Annotated in this window: 20 protein-coding genes; 15 read left to right on the forward strand and 5 right to left on the reverse strand. The window is 41.9% G+C overall.

Annotation, left to right across the window (positions count from 1 at the left end; all coding sequences use genetic code 11):
• Positions 1 to 2: 2 nt before the first annotated feature.
• The 8 genes from DWZ38_RS23490 to lepB all read left to right on the forward strand — a co-directional run bounded on the left by DWZ38_RS23490 (position 3) and on the right by lepB (position 5,402).
• Positions 3 to 266 carry a hypothetical protein gene (locus DWZ38_RS23490; protein ID WP_330681222.1) on the forward strand — a complete coding sequence of 88 codons (264 nt, stop codon included), beginning with the start codon at positions 3 to 5 and terminating at the stop codon, positions 264 to 266.
• A 47-nt stretch (positions 267 to 313) separates the two neighbouring features.
• Positions 314 to 1,672, forward strand: coding sequence for a gluconate:H+ symporter (locus DWZ38_RS10265; RefSeq protein WP_117852430.1), 1,359 nt, complete (start codon positions 314 to 316; stop codon positions 1,670 to 1,672).
• An 857-nt stretch (positions 1,673 to 2,529) separates the two neighbouring features.
• On the forward strand, positions 2,530 to 3,114 hold the full coding sequence (locus DWZ38_RS10270; RefSeq protein WP_117852432.1) for a sugar O-acetyltransferase: 585 nt from the start codon (positions 2,530 to 2,532) through the stop codon (positions 3,112 to 3,114).
• 45 nt (positions 3,115 to 3,159) lie between these two features.
• Positions 3,160 to 3,630 (forward strand): DUF1897 domain-containing protein, encoded by a 471-nt coding sequence (locus tag DWZ38_RS10275; RefSeq protein ID WP_117852434.1) that lies wholly within the window; start codon positions 3,160 to 3,162, stop codon positions 3,628 to 3,630.
• 73 nt (positions 3,631 to 3,703) lie between these two features.
• Positions 3,704 to 4,219: a cysteine hydrolase gene (locus tag DWZ38_RS10280; protein ID WP_021925668.1), complete on the forward strand. Its 516-nt coding sequence runs from the start codon at positions 3,704 to 3,706 to the stop codon at positions 4,217 to 4,219.
• Positions 4,220 to 4,269: 50 nt separating this feature from the next.
• Positions 4,270 to 4,401, forward strand: a complete 132-nt coding sequence (locus DWZ38_RS23120; RefSeq protein ID WP_278308934.1) for a hypothetical protein — start codon at positions 4,270 to 4,272, stop codon at positions 4,399 to 4,401.
• Complete coding sequence (locus tag DWZ38_RS10285; protein WP_117852436.1) at positions 4,398 to 4,835, forward strand: helix-turn-helix transcriptional regulator; 438 nt, start codon at positions 4,398 to 4,400, stop codon at positions 4,833 to 4,835. Before DWZ38_RS23120 ends, DWZ38_RS10285 begins: the two co-directional genes overlap by 4 nt.
• A 9-nt stretch (positions 4,836 to 4,844) precedes the next feature.
• Positions 4,845 to 5,402 (forward strand): signal peptidase I, encoded by a 558-nt coding sequence (gene lepB, locus DWZ38_RS10290; protein ID WP_021925670.1) that lies wholly within the window; start codon positions 4,845 to 4,847, stop codon positions 5,400 to 5,402.
• Positions 5,403 to 5,628: 226 nt separating this feature from the next.
• Here lepB and DWZ38_RS10295 read toward each other — a convergent pair whose 3' ends face one another.
• A complete protein-coding gene (locus DWZ38_RS10295; RefSeq protein ID WP_117852439.1) occupies positions 5,629 to 6,663 on the reverse strand; it encodes an SdpI family protein in 1,035 nt (344 codons plus the stop codon).
• The gene (locus DWZ38_RS10300) at positions 6,638 to 6,931 is read right to left on the reverse strand and encodes an autorepressor SdpR family transcription factor (protein WP_147343004.1); all 294 of its coding nucleotides are present in this window, start codon (positions 6,929 to 6,931) and stop codon (positions 6,638 to 6,640) included. The genes DWZ38_RS10295 and DWZ38_RS10300 overlap by 26 nt, the downstream gene beginning before the upstream one ends.
• Positions 6,932 to 7,782: 851 nt before the next feature.
• Between DWZ38_RS10300 and DWZ38_RS10310 the strand changes: the two genes are divergently transcribed.
• Together DWZ38_RS10310 and DWZ38_RS22235 are read left to right on the forward strand one after the other, a co-directional pair.
• Positions 7,783 to 8,193, forward strand: coding sequence for a cytidylate kinase-like family protein (locus tag DWZ38_RS10310; protein ID WP_178105314.1), 411 nt, complete (start codon positions 7,783 to 7,785; stop codon positions 8,191 to 8,193).
• Positions 8,194 to 8,312: 119 nt separating this feature from the next.
• Complete coding sequence (locus DWZ38_RS22235; RefSeq protein ID WP_021924565.1) at positions 8,313 to 8,465, forward strand: hypothetical protein; 153 nt, start codon at positions 8,313 to 8,315, stop codon at positions 8,463 to 8,465.
• A gap of 158 nt (positions 8,466 to 8,623) precedes the next feature.
• Here DWZ38_RS22235 and phnE read toward each other — a convergent pair whose 3' ends face one another.
• From phnE to DWZ38_RS10330, 3 genes are all read right to left on the reverse strand, one after another.
• Positions 8,624 to 10,168, reverse strand: a complete 1,545-nt coding sequence (gene phnE, locus DWZ38_RS10320; RefSeq protein ID WP_117852446.1) for a phosphonate ABC transporter, permease protein PhnE — start codon at positions 10,166 to 10,168, stop codon at positions 8,624 to 8,626.
• Between the two features lie 3 nt (positions 10,169 to 10,171).
• Positions 10,172 to 10,936: a phosphonate ABC transporter ATP-binding protein gene (phnC, locus tag DWZ38_RS10325; RefSeq protein ID WP_117852449.1), complete on the reverse strand. Its 765-nt coding sequence runs from the start codon at positions 10,934 to 10,936 to the stop codon at positions 10,172 to 10,174.
• A 99-nt stretch (positions 10,937 to 11,035) separates the two neighbouring features.
• Positions 11,036 to 12,067, reverse strand: coding sequence for a PhnD/SsuA/transferrin family substrate-binding protein (locus DWZ38_RS10330; RefSeq protein WP_117852451.1), 1,032 nt, complete (start codon positions 12,065 to 12,067; stop codon positions 11,036 to 11,038).
• A 573-nt stretch (positions 12,068 to 12,640) separates the two neighbouring features.
• On the opposite strand from DWZ38_RS10330, the gene DWZ38_RS10335 reads away from it, so the two are divergent.
• The 5 genes from DWZ38_RS10335 to DWZ38_RS10355 all read left to right on the forward strand — a co-directional run bounded on the left by DWZ38_RS10335 (position 12,641) and on the right by DWZ38_RS10355 (position 18,786).
• The gene (locus tag DWZ38_RS10335) at positions 12,641 to 12,847 is read left to right on the forward strand and encodes a hypothetical protein (protein ID WP_117852454.1); all 207 of its coding nucleotides are present in this window, start codon (positions 12,641 to 12,643) and stop codon (positions 12,845 to 12,847) included.
• A 171-nt stretch (positions 12,848 to 13,018) separates the two neighbouring features.
• Positions 13,019 to 13,729 carry a LytTR family DNA-binding domain-containing protein gene (locus DWZ38_RS10340; protein ID WP_021924570.1) on the forward strand — a complete coding sequence of 237 codons (711 nt, stop codon included), beginning with the start codon at positions 13,019 to 13,021 and terminating at the stop codon, positions 13,727 to 13,729.
• 15 nt (positions 13,730 to 13,744) lie between these two features.
• The gene (locus DWZ38_RS10345) at positions 13,745 to 15,100 is read left to right on the forward strand and encodes an ATP-binding protein (protein WP_021924571.1); all 1,356 of its coding nucleotides are present in this window, start codon (positions 13,745 to 13,747) and stop codon (positions 15,098 to 15,100) included.
• A gap of 184 nt (positions 15,101 to 15,284) precedes the next feature.
• On the forward strand, positions 15,285 to 18,359 hold the full coding sequence (locus DWZ38_RS10350) for a glycoside hydrolase family 3 C-terminal domain-containing protein (protein ID WP_117852456.1): 3,075 nt from the start codon (positions 15,285 to 15,287) through the stop codon (positions 18,357 to 18,359).
• Positions 18,360 to 18,375: 16 nt separating this feature from the next.
• A complete protein-coding gene (locus DWZ38_RS10355; protein WP_117852459.1) occupies positions 18,376 to 18,786 on the forward strand; it encodes a hypothetical protein in 411 nt (136 codons plus the stop codon).
• Positions 18,787 to 18,881 lie beyond the last annotated feature (95 nt).

Below are 18,881 nucleotides of genomic sequence, written 5' to 3' on the forward strand. Positions count from 1 at the left end.
ATATGCTTGGTGTAGACGATGAAGGAAATAAATTTGAGCTTGCACCGGATCCGATGAATGAGGAGCTGCAGGAACAGTTTAAGGATATTGCAGCAGGTAAACCTGAGACTTTCACAGATCAGTTAAAACCAATTCTTTCCAATGAGCGTCTGTTCTTTACGGATCTTTATAAAGATGGTGTGGGAGAGAAGATTGAGGATATGTTCCGTGAGATGCTTGCAGGACCTGGAGCTGTAAGAGCAACGATACACAAATATGTTGGATGATTTTCGCCGGACAGAGACTATAACTGATTTTCAGGAGGAAAATAAAAATGACAGAAGCGGCATTTGCGGCTGAGCCATCAAGGCTGTTGATCGCAGCAGCGGCAGGTATTGTATTGTTACTGCTGCTTATTATCAAGTTTAAACTTCACCCGGTATTATCCCTGCTGATCTCAGCTCTGGTTATAGGCCTTGGAGCCGGCATGCCGGTTCCGACTCTGGTTAGCACAGTAGAGAAGGGTGCAGGTGAAACTCTGCAGGGGATTGTATTGCTGATCGGACTTGGATCTTTATTTGGAGGAATTCTGGAGGTGTCAGGAGGAGCACAGTGTGTTGCCCAGACACTGATAAACAGGTTTGGTGAGAAGAAAGCCGGAATCGCACTTGGAATCACGGGACTGGTAGTTGGTACAACTGTGTTTTTTGAGGCAGGTGTTGTGATTCTGATTCCACTGGCATTCGGACTTGCCAGAAAAACAAAAAAATCCACATTATATTATGTGATTCCTTTATTGGCAGGTCTTGCAACAGGATTTGCATTTATTCCGCCATCAGCAGGCTCTGTGCTTGTTGCAAATATGCTCAATGTGGATTTGGGGGTTATGATTGCAGTGGGTGTGCCGGTTGGTATTCTCTCTCTGATCTTTGCCGGGATTTTGTGGTCAAAATTTATCGGTAGCCGTATTCATACAGGACTTCCGTTTAATATCCAGGAGGTCAGGGAAGAAGAGGAAGCAAATCTTCCTGCATTCTCTACTGTGCTGTGTATTATCCTTGTTCCGCTGGTTTTAATTTTATGCAATACACTTTCTGCATATATTCCGGGAATTGATGCTATCCGTCCTGCACTGGAATTTCTCGGAACACCATTTGTGGCATTGATCATAGCTGTATTATCTGCCATGTATTTTCTTGGCAAAAAGCATGGCTATGACGGAGAACAGTTAAAGAAGATCATGGACCGTTCCCTGCGCCCCACAGGACAGATTTTGCTTGTTATTACAGGTGGAGGAATTATCCGCTGGGTATTGCAGGACTGTGGTATGTGTGACATCATCGGACCGGCACTGGAGAAGAGCGGTCTTCCGCTGGTGCTTGTGGCATTTCTGATTGCAGCATTAATCCGTGCATCAGTAGGTGCAGCAGTAGTGGCTATGACAATGGCAGCCGGTATTATGGCAGCTATGCCAGGAGTGGCAGGATTATCTCCTGTTTATCTGGCTGCCATGGTCTGTGCTATCAATGGAGGCGCAACAGCATTCAGCCATGTGAATGATTCCGGATTCTGGCTGGTAAGCTCCCTGCTTGAGATAGATGAGAAGACAACCTTAAAATCATGGACAATGATGGAAACGATTATAGGCTTTACAGGACTGATCTGTGCAATTGTAATCAGTCTGTTTGCCTAAGATGAATTTAGTGAAGCAAGACGGACGCGTTCCTCCAGGTGTGCCGGGGCAGCCAATGACGAATTTCGGGATTTGGCTCCGTCGCCTATTGACAGGTGGGGAAGCAAACTCGCCCTATCGGGCTCAGACAGTGCATCCCCACCTGTCGCTTACTCACCAAATTCCCGAAATTCGCCAACCGTCTGTCCCGGCACACCTGGGGGAACGCTGGCTATTGAAAACTATTCCCGCAATCCGCACATCCGAATATTGCAACGCACAGCGGTGAATTAACGGCTAAGGGCGCACCTGAAATGACCTGCTTAGGAGTAACAGGTGTCCAGAGGCTGTGCATCGGCTGGAATTCCCCTTAATGCCAGTAAATAAGTACCAGTCTGAATTTCCTCTCAGTGCCAGTGAAGAAGTATCGTTTTAGCACATTCTCCTTACCAGTAACCAGTGAGTTCGCAATGTATATTCGTGAGCAGGTCATTCCAGGAGCGATCTTAACGGAGACGAGATCCACTGTCTACGGAGACTTAACATCGAAGGCTCTCCTGAGATGTTTAGTCGCAGTTGACAGTTAGCTCGGCGAAGTGTTGCGACGACCTGCGATGAATATACATTGTGAACTCACGTCCTGCAAACGATTGCTTCACTAAATCCCGCTACAATTTATTATGACAAAGAAAAAACCGATTAGAAGACTATTTGTAGAGTTTTTATCGGGAAAACAGAATTTGATAGTGAAATTTCAAAAACGATGTGATGCAAAAACTATTCATAAGAACAGGATTCATGTATAAAATCATGCATGAGTCCTGTTTTTGTGGTATTATTAAAAAACTATGTGCATTGGATATCAGATGGAGGTACCTATGACAGAAAGAGAAAAAATGCTGGCAGGAGAACTATATGATTGTGGAGATGCGGAACTGCTGACACAATGGCATAAGGCAAAAGATTTAGTAAGAGATTATAATCAGACAAATTCTGCAGATGCGGATGAAAAAGAAAGAATTCTGAAAGAACTTCTTGGAGGAAAAGGCAAAAATTTATGGATAACAGCTCCTTTTTACGTTGACTACGGTAACAATATTTATTTCGGAAACAACTGTGAAGTAAATATGAACTGTACTTTTCTTGATGACAATGTAATTCGTATCGGGGATAACGCCTTAATTGCACCAAATGTACAGATTTATACGGCATTTCATCCAACAAATGCCATAGATCGCTTTGGGATACCTAAAGAAGACGGATCATTTGAATTTTGTAAAACGCAAACAGCATCAGTTATCATTGGAAACAATGTATGGGTTGGTGGCGGAGCTATTATTTTGCCAGGCGTTACCATCGGAGATAATGTTGTGATCGGAGCAGGCAGTGTTGTAACAAAAAATATTCCCGACAATGTGATTGCTGCAGGCAGTCCCTGCAGAGTGATCCGTAGGAATCAGTAACAAACACATTTTATCCAGATAACTATACAAGTGGGAGGTTATTATATGTGTGAAATACAGAAGAAAATCGAATTACTACAGAAAATTGCACATCGATTTAATGAGGCAAATATAGAGTGGGCTTTAGGCGCATCTATGCTGCTGTACTTTAAGGGGATTATTTCTGAATTTCATGATATTGATTTAATGGTCTCTGTTCATGATGCTGAACAGGTCCGGACTATTTTATCAGAAATGGGAGAACTTCACGCACCAGTTTCTGCTCCTGATCCAATGTATCGTACAAAGGTATTTATGGAATTCATCATTGATTCTGTAGATATTGATGTTATGGCTGGATTTTCAATTGTAAGCGAAGGGAAGGTTTATGATTGTTCTCTTGACAAAGAACAAATCGTGGAAAGAATGACGCTTGGAACAGAAGTCATTCCTTTGCAATCCCTACAATTATGGTGTAAATACTATCGGCTGATGGGCAGAAGCGAAAAAGCTGACATGATTGAAAGAATGCTGTAGACTGCAAGATGTGATCTATCCATATCGAAATAAATTTTTGAAATAAGTAAAGCATAATATACGGAGAAAAAATATGAACATTCTAGTTGTGATTGATATGCAGAACGATTTTATTGACGGAGCACTTGGCACACCAGAGGCCGAAGCCATTGTTCCAAATGTAGTAGATAAAGTAAAGAATTTTAATGGGCTTGTGCTGGCAACGAGAGATACTCACGGCGAAGATTACCTTCAGACTCAGGAGGGCAGGATGCTTCCTGTAGAGCACTGCATTCGTGGCACCTATGGCTGGGAAATCCGGGAAGAGATTGCAGAGCTTCTGGAATCTCTTCCCATTGATAAGCCAACCTTTGGAAGCGAAACCTTGGGGAAAGTGTTAAAGGAATTTAATAAATCAGAGCCCATCGACAGTATTACATTGGTTGGTCTTTGCACGGATATCTGCGTAATTTCCAACGCCATGCTGCTGAAAGCATTTTTGCCGGAAGTGCCAGTTATTGTGGATTCCCTCTGTTGTGCAGGTGTGACAGCAGATAGCCATGAACGGGCTCTGGAGGCTATGAAAGCGTGTCAGGTCGAGGTTGTCTGAGCCAAGGGAATGTAGTATGAAGTACAAAACTACAGAATAAGAAAAATCCCATGTCAAAGAAGCTTTGCATACCTGTTTTTCCCGCTGTAAAAGGCAAATTGCTTTTCATTTGGCAGGAATTTTTATATAATCCAAGTGAGAAAGCAAAACCGATTGGAAGAACAGGAGACAAGCAAATATGAACATTGGAACGCAGATATTAAAAATACGAAAAGAAAAGGGGCTGACCCAGGAGGAATTTGGAAAAATATTTCATGTTACCAGACAGACTGTGTCTAATTGGGAGAATGAAAAGAGCTATCCGGATCTGCAGATTCTCATAGACATCAGCAACCGTTTTGATATTTCTCTCGACATCTTAATAAAGGAAGATGCCAAAATGGTAAAAACCATGGATAAAGAAAGAGTGCTTGGATCATTAAAACGGGAAAAGTCCGTTATTGATTTTTTTACAGGTGCAGGAACTGGAGTTGTAATCACCTGCCTGTTTTCAGCTGATACAATGGCAAGAACAGTTACCATTGTATTAGGCGTGATCATGATCGGAATTGGATGGTATCGCGAAGCAAAATACGACAAAAGATTGTTCAGATATATGAATGATGAAGAACGGTAGGTGGAGAGCATGAAAATCTGGCGTGAACTGTTAGGCTATGTGAAAGTGATTGTAATAGTAGTGGTGATTACTCTGGTTATCAATAATGTTGTTTTGATTAACGCAAAAATCCCTTCACCCTCCATGGAAAAAACACTTATGGTGAAGGACCGTCTTTTCGGTTTTCGGCTTGCGTATGGAATTAATCTTGATCTGTTTGGTTATAAAATCTCTGAAAAGTTCAAGGATCCGGAGCGTTTTGATATTGTAATATTTAAATACCCAGATGATGAAAGCCGTCTTTTTATCAAAAGAGTGATCGGACTGCCGGGAGAGGTAGTGGAAATTAAGGATGGGAAGGTTTATATTGATGGTTCTCCCACTCCATTGGATGACTCTTTCATTCCGGAGAAAATGGTCGGAAGCTATGGCCCGTATACAGTTCCGGAAAATTGTTATTTCATGCTTGGTGATAACCGGAATGATTCGAAAGATTCACGTTCATGGAAAAACAAATTCGTGCGATTTGACCAGCTTGTGGGAAAAGCTGTTGTAAGATACTATCCGTCTTTTAAGTGGTTACGGTAGAGTTGAGGGGTTAGCGTTATAGGATTGGACTAAGGAAGATTGATTGATGAGAAAAAAGTTGACACATACTACATCTTGTTAAATGGCCTTTTTGCTGCAAAAAACAAAAATTAAAAAAATGCCAGAAAGTCAGTCAAGACATGTTAGTTCATCTTGCCTGACAATTCTGGCATGGCAAAAATTAAATCAATTGATGAGTCGGAACATTTTCCCGGCGTTCCTGATGCTATTCTAATTCATTTGACATCTTTTCGCAAATAGTCTGATAGATTTCCTTTGTCTCTGAATCATTTGCACCATTTACGACCAATATTTTTCCATCTATGCTCATGACTACATATGAATGACAGGATGAATGGGTATACCGGATATAGTCTCCATAGACATCATTTCTAAAATTTCCCATAGCATATTTAAGATTTCCTAAACCATTGGTTCTATAATCGTTCCGGTTCTGAGATGGATTTTCTTCATATGAGATACTGTCAATCTGCGTATAGTCTACTGTATAATCGCTCCAGCCTTGTGCCTCAATAGTAAAATCTCTATCCTCGAAACGAATTTCAATACTTCCCAAGAACAACGTCCATATAACGAATATAATGGTTAAAATGGCTATGCTTCCGTATACCACAATTGTTTTTTTGCTATACTGAATTTTTAATTTTTCTCCGGTCGCTATCTTTTTCCTATAAAAGAGATAAGAATAGAGAATGCTGATGATTGCAGCTGCCATAATGCTTATAATATACAAAACAAGGGCTGCCATATTTTCCTCAAAAAGACCACAGAGCATACACAGAATACCTGCTGCCATCCATAGCTTCCCACTGAATCTATGAGTTGCATTCCAGTTTTCTTCATCCTGCAATGTCCATATAACCCGGATCCCTATCGTATTGTTCTGTTTTACCTTTGGCAGATAATTTCCTATAACCATGAACAGTAAGCCTGTTCCATAATACATGAATGCCATAAACAGGTTCTCCATGCCAGCCCCGGTATTTACCAATCTGGAAATGCCATTATAAAGCAATGTAATAACAGGTACCATCCATATAGCCATCCCTATAACCTTAGGGCTCTGTTGTCGGCTTCTGTTATCATAAAATATGATTGCTACAAATATACAGTGCGTTACTACAAAAAGTACATTTATCCATTTGCCGTGTGTACTCGTAAAACCTACCAGGACTCCTGCAAGAATTACCAGTATAGAGCTGATTAATGAACCTCTATATTTTTTTATCATTTCCTTCATCGTCCGATGCTCCTTTCAAATCTGTTATCCACAGCATGACATCTTCCAATACGGAAGTGTTTAATTCATAATAAATAAACTTTCCTTCTCTTTGGTTTCGGATCAAATCAGCTTCCTTCAATATTGCCAGATGTCTTGATATGGATGCTCCCGTTACTGAAAAATGTTCGCAGATTTCTCCGGCTGAAAGCCGTCCATTCTTCAATAAGTTCAAAATCTCACGTCGTATTGGATCAGCCAGTGCTTTTAATGTATCTTGTATACCCAAAAATTCATCACATCCCTTTATTTAACATTTAACCTAATTGCTAAATGTATTATAATGTAAGGGATATTATTTGTCAAGAACCAGTTACTTAAAAAAACAAACTGTTTTATTTTTAGAAAAAATTTCAGAAAAAAAGGCTTTCTGCAAGATGTGCGTCACAATTTGCAGAAAGCCATTTTCAAAGCCGTTCTAGTGCAACATTATTTGCTATATGAGTATCAAAATAAATAATGAACCTATTGACACTACTAGGAGATAGTTCATTGGAACGAGATAAAGAGAAATACCAGTATTCCTATGAAGATATTATTGAGATGTTGCAGGCTAATGTAAAGCTTACAGATGTTCATAAATAAATCCTTTCGTTTATCATAGGCTCCTCCCACTGCCTTTAGGCGGTGGGAGGAGCCTTGTAAATCGTTATCTATTATCCCTGACTCTCGATATATTTTTGTATAGTTGCTGATGACACTTCTCCAATGCTACAAGCAAAATAACCATCTGACCAAAATATTTTTTTCTTCCAATACTGTTTTGATAAGACCGAATTATACTTTTGGCATAAGTATTATGTTGTTTCCTGCTTTACAATTTTAACAATGTCGCATACTCTATCCGTTGCATCATAACTTAACAAAAAATGTATATGGTCTTTGTCTGTTTCCATAGCAATTATTTCGTAGCTACGAGTATTGGCTATATCGAGAATCTTTTGTTTCACATCATCAGCAATAGAGCCTTTTAGTAGTTGTTTGCGGTATTTGGTTACAAGAACTATATGTACTTTCAGACTGTATTTTCGTCTGTTATGACGATTAGAAGAGGAAAAAGTGTCAGGTCCCTTTTATGCAATGAAATTTCCTCTGGGAGTAGGAAACACTACCAGGCATGATGACATTTATTATGAGCAGAGGAAGATCATTACCAATATTGCAGACAGGGAAAACTGTATTATTGTGGGCAGATGCGCAGATTACACTTTGCAGGATCATGATAATATTTTGAAAATTTATATTTATGCGCCTTATGAAGCGCGAATGCGAAACTGCGTAGATATATTGAAAATGAAGCCGGACGCTGCGAAAAAAATGATTTCTGACGTAGACAAAGCCCGTGCATCATACCACAAACATTACGCCGGATATCTGCCGGGAGATTACGAACATATGGATTTCACAATCAACAGCGCCTCCCTGGGAATCGACCACAGCGCAGAGGTGATCCGTGACATTGTTCTGAAAAAGTTTGGGGATATGATGTAGGGAAAATTTTTGATTGCCTTTACGGAAATCAGGTTTCATGGTATCATAATTTTATTGTTAGAGTGATGGTATCTTGGAACCTTTTTTCTGTAAAAAGATATTTCCAGAAAGGAGCCTGCATGGGAGAAAGAGTATTTAATATAACTGGTCCGTGTGTTCCGCTTCTTTATACTGGAGAAGAAATACCGTATCAGTTTAATAATCCGGAAATTGATCTTGGCACCATGTATGGAATTCTCAAAGAAAAGGAACAAAAGCTTTGGAGCAATTGAAAACATATCTGTCAATCAAACAGCAGAAAACAGGATATTTGCTTAGTTTTTGTGATAATGTGAAATCGCCGAGAGAAGATAAGAAATTTGAAATGGATGGATATACCATATACGAAACAATAGTAGCGTATAGAGATAAAGCATAAATCGGAGGGCAGTTAATTCTGCTCTCCGATTTTGGATGATAAGAGGTCGATGAGCCATACCAGGAGGATCAGGCCAAGCAGGATGGCGCCGGCTTTTGACCAGGCGTATTGGTTCATGGAAAAGATAAGGGGGGCGCCGATTCCGCCTGCGCCCACAAGGCCAAGGACGGAAGCCTCACGGATGTTCACGTCGAAACGGTAGAGCACAATAGAGGTGAAAACCGGTTTCAGCTGTGGCAGCACACTGTGGCAGATGGCTGGCAAAGGGCGTACACCCATGGCAAGCAGCGCATGGTAGGGACGCATGTCCAGGGCGTCCAGGCTTTCGGTAAAGCGTTTGGTGAGAAGTCCGATGCTGCACACTGCCAGAGTAAGGACTCCGGTAAAAGCCCCAGGGCCTGATACGCGGATGAAAATCAGTCCGTATACCAGAAATGGCACAGACCGGATTCCCATGATCAGCAGATTAAAAAGAAAGCAGACCGGAGCAGGCACAAATCTTCTGGTATTCAAAAAAGCCAGCGGAATCGAGAGAACTGCTCCAATTACTGTTCCAATAAATGCAATGCACACAGTTTCCAAAAGCAGATAAAAAAGCCCGTCTTTTCCTGTGGAGAAAAAGAAGCTCCAGTCCGGATGCAGGAATCCGTCCAGCATATTTCTCAAAGTTTGCGGGCTGGTGCGGGAAAAATCCGGCGGGGAAAGAGTTACCGTACAAATAACAAATACAGCGGCAAGAAACAGAACCAGCAGTCTGGCATGTTCTTTTTTTATCCTTCGTTCTCCGCGAACCAGCGAAGCCAGATAACGGCTGAAATATTCAATCGCGCACACGGTAAGGAACAGCATGAGGAGAATCATGCCAACCTTGTCGAATTCCAGCCAGGAGATTTTCTCATTAAGCAGCAGACCGATTCCACCGGCACCCACATATCCAAGGATGGAGCTGTGGCGCACATTGGCCTCAAGGAGATAAAGTGCATTGGTGAGAAATCCAGGGGCAATGTCCGGAATAACAGCATGCACATATGCCTGGAAACGGGAAACTCCCATGGAGCAAAGGGCCAGGTAAGGCTTTGGATCAGCTGCGCTGATGTCCTCATAAGTCAGCTTTGTCATAATGGCAAAGGTATACAAGGTAATTGCAAAAGTACCGGCAAAGGTTCCAAGCCCGAACAAAAAAGTGGCAGTCAGCGCCAGAATCAGGGCTGGAAATGAACGGAGAACCTGAATAAGGATTCGGAGAATCCGCCGTAAAGCTGCCGGAAATTTCAGGTTTGCCGCGGCAAAGGGAGCAGCCGCAATGGCGAAAAACGCTCCCAGTACGGTACCAGTCACAGACATCTGTATGGTATAAAAAAGGGGCAGAAGGATTTTTCGGATATAGGAAAAATCTGGTGGGATCATGTCTGCCACAAGATCGGTAAGATGGCTCCTGCGCTTCCAGAAGGCAGCGAGGTCACAGCCAGTAAACCTGGCAGCCAGGAAAAACAGAAAGAGGAAGCTTATTGGAACCGCCCATCTTTTGGCATTGTTTATAATGCTGCGTTTGTTCATGGATCACACCTCATTTTTCCTGACTGTGTTTTCAGGGTTGGTGTAGATCTTTTCTGTAATTTCCTCAGTCAGCTCTGTTGCTTTCCCATCAAATACAACTTTCCCATTCTTAAGCCCAATAAGCCGCTGGGAAAACTCCCTGGAAAATTCCAGATTATGACTGTTCATCAGAATGGTCACACCTTCTGTCTCATGAATGCTTCTCAGGAGCTCAAGAATCTGCCGCCCAGTCACAGGGTCCAGAGAAGCGACCGGTTCATCTGCCAGCAAAATACCTGGGTGACGCATCAGGGCTCTTGCAATGGCAGCACGCTGTTTCTGACCGCCGGAAAGGTTTTTCACTGGCTCCTCTGCCTTGTCAAGAAGTCCTACCCGGTCCAGAAGCTGCAGAGCTTCCGCTTCGCGATTTTTTCCATAAAGCCCCAGCACACCGGAGAAAAATCCAAGGTCCGGAAGGCTGGCGGTGAGCACATTTTCCAGGCAGGTGGAATTCTCCACAAGACAAAAATCCTGATAAATGGTAGCAATGGATGTTTGAAGGCGGCGCTTTTGCCTGCCGTGCAGAGATTGGAAGGGGATTCCATCCAGAAGAATCTGTCCGCTGGTGCAGGGGAGCATTCCGTTTAAAATACGGAACAAAGTGGTTTTACCTGCCCCGGAAGGTCCGATCACAGAGACAAATTCCCCCTGTGAGACTGCGAAAGTTACATCTGCAAGTGCCATTGTATGATTAAATTCCTTTTTTACATGCTGAATTTGTAAATTCATAAATGAAAATGACCTCATTTTATAACAAAAATGACTGCCGAGGCAAACGCACTGAAAGGCTCTGACCCGGCAGTTATGATTTTCAAAAAATTCTATTTATTATTCCATAGATTTCAGCAGCTCCTGGGCCTCACGCTCTCCGTCATAGTTCGCGTCATCGCCCCACTCATAGCCAACCTGGCTGAATACGCTGATAATATCTTTTCCCTCGTCTGTGTTTGCAATCTCAATGAAAGAATCCCCAAGTGCCTGGCGGAAATCCTCATCCTGCATTACATCAGAGGTTTTGCTGTATGCGATCATATCGTTATAAATCTTGTCCGTAACGCCGATTACGCCCGTCTGATTCACCATTTCATCGGTGCCGCCGAAGGTTTCCTGCCATTCTGGAGCATATTTGGTGCGGATGTGTCCGTAGGAAACCATAACATCTGCCTGTCCGGAAGCAAGACGTGCAAGAGAAGTGGTGTAGGAATCAGACTCCACAGCATTTGCAAGATCGCTGATGCCTTTTCCATATTTCTCATTCAGCCATAAGCTTGGGTAAATGTAGCCGGAAGCAGAGGTCGGTCCCATCACTGCCCATGTGGCATCATTTAAATCATCCCAGGTGAGCTCCTCGCCATTGTTTACTTTTTCCAGCAGAGCCTGGCCTTTTTCACTTGGTCCGGCGAGAATGATGGAACGGTAGTAGGTAGACATTTCGTCTGTATTTTCCTCAATGGTGCCGTCGTTCCAGTCTTTGGGATCGTCGGAATCCTTGTTGATGGCGTAGCGAAGTGCGGTAAGAAGAACGTCGCAGTCATCAGAAAACAGTACATAGTTGCCGCCTGAAATAAAGCCGATATCTGCACTGCCTGCGCTTAATGCCTGTCCCACAGCGGTGTAGCTTGTGCCAACTGTCATGTCCACATTTTCTACATCATAGCCCTTGGTGAGAAGGGTTTCCTTCAGTAAGTCCTCAAGGGGTTCTGTGGCTGTTGTGATGGTGTCGGAATCCGCATAGGGAGAAAATGCGATTTTCAAAGAGTCGATAGTCTTTGTGTCATCTGCAAATACAGTGACTGCGCTTCCTGCGGTAAGTCCCAGGCACAATGCCATGGAAAGTGCGGATACAATGTGTTTCTTCATAATGAAATACCTCCATGCCCTTATTGGGTGATATATTTCTGCTGAAAGAAATAAAAAAAATACATGCCTCTCAGCATGTACCGAAAATGACTTTCGAGCAGACGCTGACAATCCACCTGTAATTTCAGGTGAACAGGTTTCGGTCGATCCTGACGGGATCCTCTCAACCCGGACCTACGGGCTCCCTCGCAATCTGGTGTAGCGAACACGAAGTAACCGCCACATTGACTTGCCTGATTTTTCATATGCTGCGTTGTCGTCAATCGGCGTAGCCACCGCTACGCCTCATTCCTCCGTCTTGCATATGAGAAAATCATCCTGCGTCAATGCGGCAGATACTTCGTGTTCACTGCACCAGTTTTTCGTCATCAAAAAGTCTGACCGCAACACCAGGGCGCTCCCCCTGACACTGCATTCCGTTAACCGGGTAAATTGTAACATACCTTGTTGGGAAATGCAAGAAGGGATGTTGGCGCTTTACAGAAAAAATAATAGATTGAGAATTAGAATGGAAAAGGCTATAATAAGAAGAACTGGAATGAGGATGTGGTCAGGAAAGGAATTGGTGAGGTTATGGGTGGAAAAGTTCTTGAACTGGAAACAGAAAGGCTTCGTGCAGAAGGGCAGGTAGTTGGAAAAGAAATCGGAAAAGCAGAGGGCGAGGAACGTTTAAGCATTCTGATTAATCATTTGATACTGGACGGAAGAAATGACGAAATTCAGTCAGTTGTTACGAATGCAGAAATCAGAAGAAAATTATATAAAGAATATGGGATGTGATTCCATCAATTTAAAATTTGGTGAGAGGATGGAAAAAGCAATGGGCTGTCGAAAAAGACGGCCCATTTGAAAATGAAGCAGCATAAGCTTTGGTTCTGTAAAACATCAGAAAATAAATGTTTGAATTTTACTGTTAGAGAGGAAAAGCAGAGGAAAGTAGGAAGTAACCATATGATTACAATTGCAATTGTAGAAGATGATAAGGAATATCGCAGCCAGTATAGAGATTATCTGAAGCAGATGGAAGCACAGATGGGGGAGAGCTTTCAGATCAGGGAATTTGAAGATGGGGATGGGATTCTGGAGAATTACAGGGCGGACTATGACATTATTCTAATGGATATTGAGATGAGCTTTGTGAACGGAATGGAAGCCGCAGAGGAAATCCGGAAGCTGGACCATGAAGTAGTCATTATTTTCATTACCAATATGCCACAGTATGTGATGGATGGTTATAAGGTGCAGGCATTTGACTACATTTTGAAGCCTATCACTTATTATGCTTTTTCCAGAACTCTGCTGCAGGCTATGGAGCGGATGGCTGCCAGAAACCGCCAGTACACTACCATTCCTATCAAAAACGGAATTCAGCGCATTGACATCCGGGAGCTGGTATATGTGGAAGTAATGGATCATGACCTGATTTATTACACGATAAGTGAAAAATACGTGACGCGTGGATCGATGAAAGAGGCAGAAGAGCTTCTGAAGGATTTCCATTTTTTCCGCTGCAACAAATGCTATCTGATCAATCTGGCTTACGTGGAACGTGTCCAGAATAATGATGTGCTTCTGGGAAAATATGTAGTTGCAGTTACCAGGCCAAGGCGGAAGCAGTTGATGGACGCTATTAATAATTATCTGAATGAAATATCAAAATAATAGGAGACACTGTGGATGTATCAAAACATTTATAATTATTTTTTTGAGTACGATTTATCAAAAACGCCAGGCTTTACTTATGTGCTGGCAAATTTTCTGGGAGTAATCATTTATACGGCTTTTAATCCAAGAAGGCGCAAAAATATATGGGCATATGCGGAACTGCTGATTTTGGGGTTAATGTATCTGGTCTATAATTTTTTTACCAGAGATATATCAACAGTCCTGTTCATTCCAAGTATTATGATAGCATTTATGTTTACTGCTCTTATGATCTATGCAGTATGCGATATGAACCGCCGGAATGTAATTTACTATGCAGTGCGCGCATATACATTCGGAGAACTTGCAGGGGCACTTGGATGGCAGCTTGTATGTTATGTATTTGAGAATCGAAGAGTTTCCTACTCCGCTGCCATTCAATGTCTGATTACAGTGGGAACAGTAGCTGTGTTGTTCGTGATTGTTCTTCTGGCAGAAAAAAGGATAAATCGTGATCAGAAACATATTCACATAGAAAAAAGGGAAGTGATTCTTTCGGCAGTAATGTGTATCTGTATGATTGCTGCAAGTAATTTAAGCTATGTGAGCTCCAGTACACCGTTTTCCAGCAGAATTCCAAGCGACATTTATATTATCAGGACAATCGTAGATCTTGCAGGAGTCAGCATTCTTACAGCATATCATATTATTTTAAAAGAGTCCCATGAAAAAATGGAAATGGCACAGATGGCAGCATTGAACAGAATGCAGTTTGCAAATTACCAGATATCCAGAACCAGTGTGGATTTGATCAATCAGAAGTATCACGATTTGAAGCATCAGATCGAATTTCTGAAAAGAGAAATTTCTGAAGAAGACAAGCTTGCCTATTTAAGCGGAATGGAAAGAGAGATTCAGCAGTATGAAGCTGAGAATAAAACCGGGAACAATATTCTGGATACAATCCTTACGACCAAAAGTCTTCTTTGCCAGGAGAAAAATATTCAGATCACCTGCGTTGCGGATGGAAAAGCCCTGAACTTTTTAAATTCCATGGATATATGCTCATTATTTGGAAATGCTCTGGATAATGCGATTACAAGCACAGAAAAGATAGAAAATCCAGAGAAAAGACTGATTCATGTAATGGTTTCCAGGGAAAAAGGTTTTCTAAGAATTAAGATAGAAAACAGTTTTCAGGGAGAACTGAAAATGAAAAACCAATTGCCGGTTACCACCAAGGAGGATCGGCGATACCATGGCTTTGGAGTGAAAAGTATGAAAGAAATTGCAGAAAAATACAAAGGGTCTCTGACCGTATCAGCAAAGGATGGCTGGTTCGAGCTTCGTATTCTGATTCCAATACCGGAAAGCATGGATGAAATATAATGGTAAAATTGCATAAAATATAAAAAGAAAAATGCGCATAATGCACAATAAAAATAGAGAGAAATAAAATGTAATTGAATAGAATGTTAGATTACGCTAAAAAAAGATGGTTTACGTCAAAAAAATATATAACAGGTTCTGAGGTGATATAATCCGCTTACACAAGAAAAAGGAGGATTCATCTATGAAACAGAAAAATGTGATGCGCGGACTGGCTGGCTTATCGGCTACCCTTCTGGCAATAAGCGGTGCCGCAACAGCAGTTGCATCCACACGTGCGGATTTTATCAATTCAAAACTTGGAACATCCAGTTTTAAGCTGGTTGAAAAAGGAGATGGAACGGGCGATTCCATTTATTTTGATTCGGAATTTTCTTCTGTTCAGGATCTGATTGATGCAAAAAAACAGTTTGCCGAAGAAATCAGTGAAGAGGGCAGTGTTCTTTTTAAAAATATCAATGCTGCGCTGCCCATTAACAAAGCAAGTGAAAAAGTAACATTGTGGGGAATGAATTCCCATGTGCCAACTCTGGGAGGCGAAATTGGTTCCTCTGTTGCAGGTCCGGACGATGCAGTCTTTTATGGACTGGAAGAAGCTCTGGCAGAAAAAGAATTTGATGTAAATCAGGATATGGTTGATTTTTATTCAAGCGATACAGCTGCACAGTATATGAGAATGGGCGGATTCGGTCAGCCGGGACATAGTCTGACACCAGGATTTGGTCCTATGTATGAAGTAAATACAGATTATCCAATTGGTGAGATTCCGGCAAGTGAGTATTCAGATGAACTGTTAAAAAGTGCAGATGATACGGCTGCTGTTGTTGTAATTTCACGAGACAGTTCAGAAGCAGCTGATTATGAACCAAATATGGTAAATACAACATCTGGCGACAGTTTTGAACGGCCATTGGCGTTATCCGACTATGAGCGGCAGATGATCGCTCTTGCGAAGGAACACAGTACAAAAGTCATTGTGCTGATTAATTCAGATAACCCCATTGAAATTGAAGAGTTAAAGGAAGATGATGAGATTGATTCCATTCTTTGGACCGGTTTGCCTGGAATGTATGGATTTCTTGGCGTGGCAGATATACTTTGCGGAGATGCGAATCCCTCCGGACATATTTCCGATACATATGCAGTGAATTCTCTGTCCGCTCCATCCATGGTAAATTTTGGAATTTATACTTATTCGAACAGTTCTGTTTCCGGGGAAAAGGATGGACTTACCGAGACCGATAAAGCAGACTGGTTTGAAGTAGAGTCAGAAGGAATTTATAACGGATACAAATATTACGAAACACGTTATGAAGATTGTGTTCTCGGAAAGGGAAATGCAGATACCACAGAAGGTTCCTCCACAGGAGAGGCATGGAATTATGCAGATGAAGTAAGTTATCCGTTTGGCTATGGTCTTTCTTATACTACTTTTGAACAGAAACTGGAAAAAGTAGAAGTACAGACAGGAAGTGTGGGAAAAGCCACTGTAACCGTTACCAATACCGGGGATACTGCTGGAAAAGACGCAGTACAGCTTTATGTACAGGCTCCTTATACAGAAGGAGGAGTAGAAAAATCTGCAATTCAGCTGGCAGGAATTTCCAAAACACAGATTCTGGAACCAGGAGAGTCTGAAACAGTGGAAATTGAAATCAATCCTGCATATTTTGCGAGCTATGACGAAACCGCAGTGAAAGCAGATGGAACAGCTGGTGCATGGGTTCTGGATGAAGGTGACTATTATTTTGCTCTTGGAAATGGCGCCCATGAAGCACTGAATAATGTTCTTGCGAAGAAAACAGGATCCGAGGAAGGGCTTGTATCTGTAAATGATGATGCTGTGATCAATGCGGATAATGTACAGATATGGAATCTGGCAGCAAAAGATATGGAAACATATTCTGCAAATGTACAGAATGCATTACAGGATTGTGACATTAATAAAGTCATTGAAGACACAGTAGAATATACAACCAGAACAGACTGGCGCAAGGGCTGGACCGCTGTTACAAGCATTACTCCAACAGAAGAGATGATGGAAGGTCTTAGAAACAGCAGAACAGAACTTACGGAAAATGGTTCAGGAACAACCTGGGATAAAGATAACGGGCTGAAATTAATTGATATGATGATTATCGATGAAAATGGAAATTATTCCGGTGCGATTGATATTAATGATCCTATGTGGGATCAGCTTATTGAGCAGATGTCTTTGGACGAGGCCATTCAGTTCATTGAGTATGGCGGTGACGACATTGAAAATATTGATTCCGTATTTCTTCCGAGAACATATGAACAGGATGGACCGATTGGTTTCTCTTATGATCAGGTAGCAGGATATAGTGCAAGATGGTCAAAGGATTTATCAGATGAGCCTACTTATGTAGCAGAGGATGATGAAAATGCAGATACTTCCATGGTAAGTTTCCCAACAGAGGTAGTGGTAGCTGCGACATTTAACACAGATCTTCTGGAACGCGAGGGAGAACTGCTGGGCGAAGATGGATTATGGTCTAACATCAGTGTTATCAATGCACCAGGATTAAACCTTCACAGAGCAGTATATTGTGCAAGAAACTTTGAGTACTATTCCGAGGATTCCATGCTTACCAATATTCTTGGAAAAGCAATCTGTAAGGGTGCCCAGTCAAAGGGGCTTGTGGCAGCAGTAAAGCATTTTGCCTATAATCATCAGGAAACGAACCGTTCCGGAATGTCTGTGTTCTTTACGGAGCAGGCTGCAAGGGAAAATGAACTCAGAGGCTTCCAGGGAGCAATGGCAGAGAATATTGCCGGAGGTGCTATGACAGCCTTTAATCGTATGGGAGTTGATTATTCTGGTGCCAAGAAGAGTCTTTTGGAGCAAATTACAAGAACTGAATGGGGCTTTACTGGCGCTTATGTGACAGATATGATCAATGGTGCCGACTATATGAACTGGAGAGATATTGTATTTAATGGCGGCGGTATGGCACTTACCTCTTCTGCATATTCAAGTTCTGAAATTGGACTGATGGAAGATGTAAAAGCAGAGATTGCAAAAGATACAGCTTTCCAGGAAGCTTTAAAGCAGAACATCAAATACTGGCTTTATAATCTTGTGAAATCCAATGCAATGAATGGAATTACAAATACAAGTGTAATGGAATCTGTAACTCCATGGTGGCAGATAGCATTCTATGGTGTGGACGCATTCCTGGCATTACTGACATTGTTATTTATTGTAGTGTATGCGAAAAAGTTAAAGAAAGCATAAGAAGGAGGAAGTCAGAATGAAAAAAACAACAGGTGAAAAAAAGATTGGATTTTATCTGGTCATGGCGGCAGCAGTTCTTTCTCTGGTGAGTATGCTGATTTATCGTACAGTTCTCAGTCAGTTGGGAATGGTATATGGATTATCGGTAATTCCGGCAATAGTAGCTGTACTGGTATTAGCCGGAATGAAAATGACTGGCGCAAAAGAACTTCTCAACTGGGCTGGACCTGTTAATGCTGTGGTAACTGCACTTACTGCTATTATCAGCTGCAGTATTATGCTGGATGCATTTGGACTTGTAGTTTCCGGATTATATCAGTTCAGCCAGATCCGGTCGTATGTGATCTATGCGGCTGTAGTGGCAATTGCAATGATTTTAAATGTTGCGGCAGGTTTTACCGGGATTGTAGAGGAAAATGAAATTTAAACATTACCGGGGAGAACGCAGCCGGTAATGCTTAATGACGAAAAAGACCTGGCAATGATAATACAGTTTTATCTTTGCCAGGCCTTTTGTATCTG

It is taken from the genome of Ruminococcus sp. AF31-8BH (assembly GCF_003460605.1).
GTDB lineage: Bacteria > Bacillota > Clostridia > Lachnospirales > Lachnospiraceae > Blautia_A > Blautia_A acetigignens.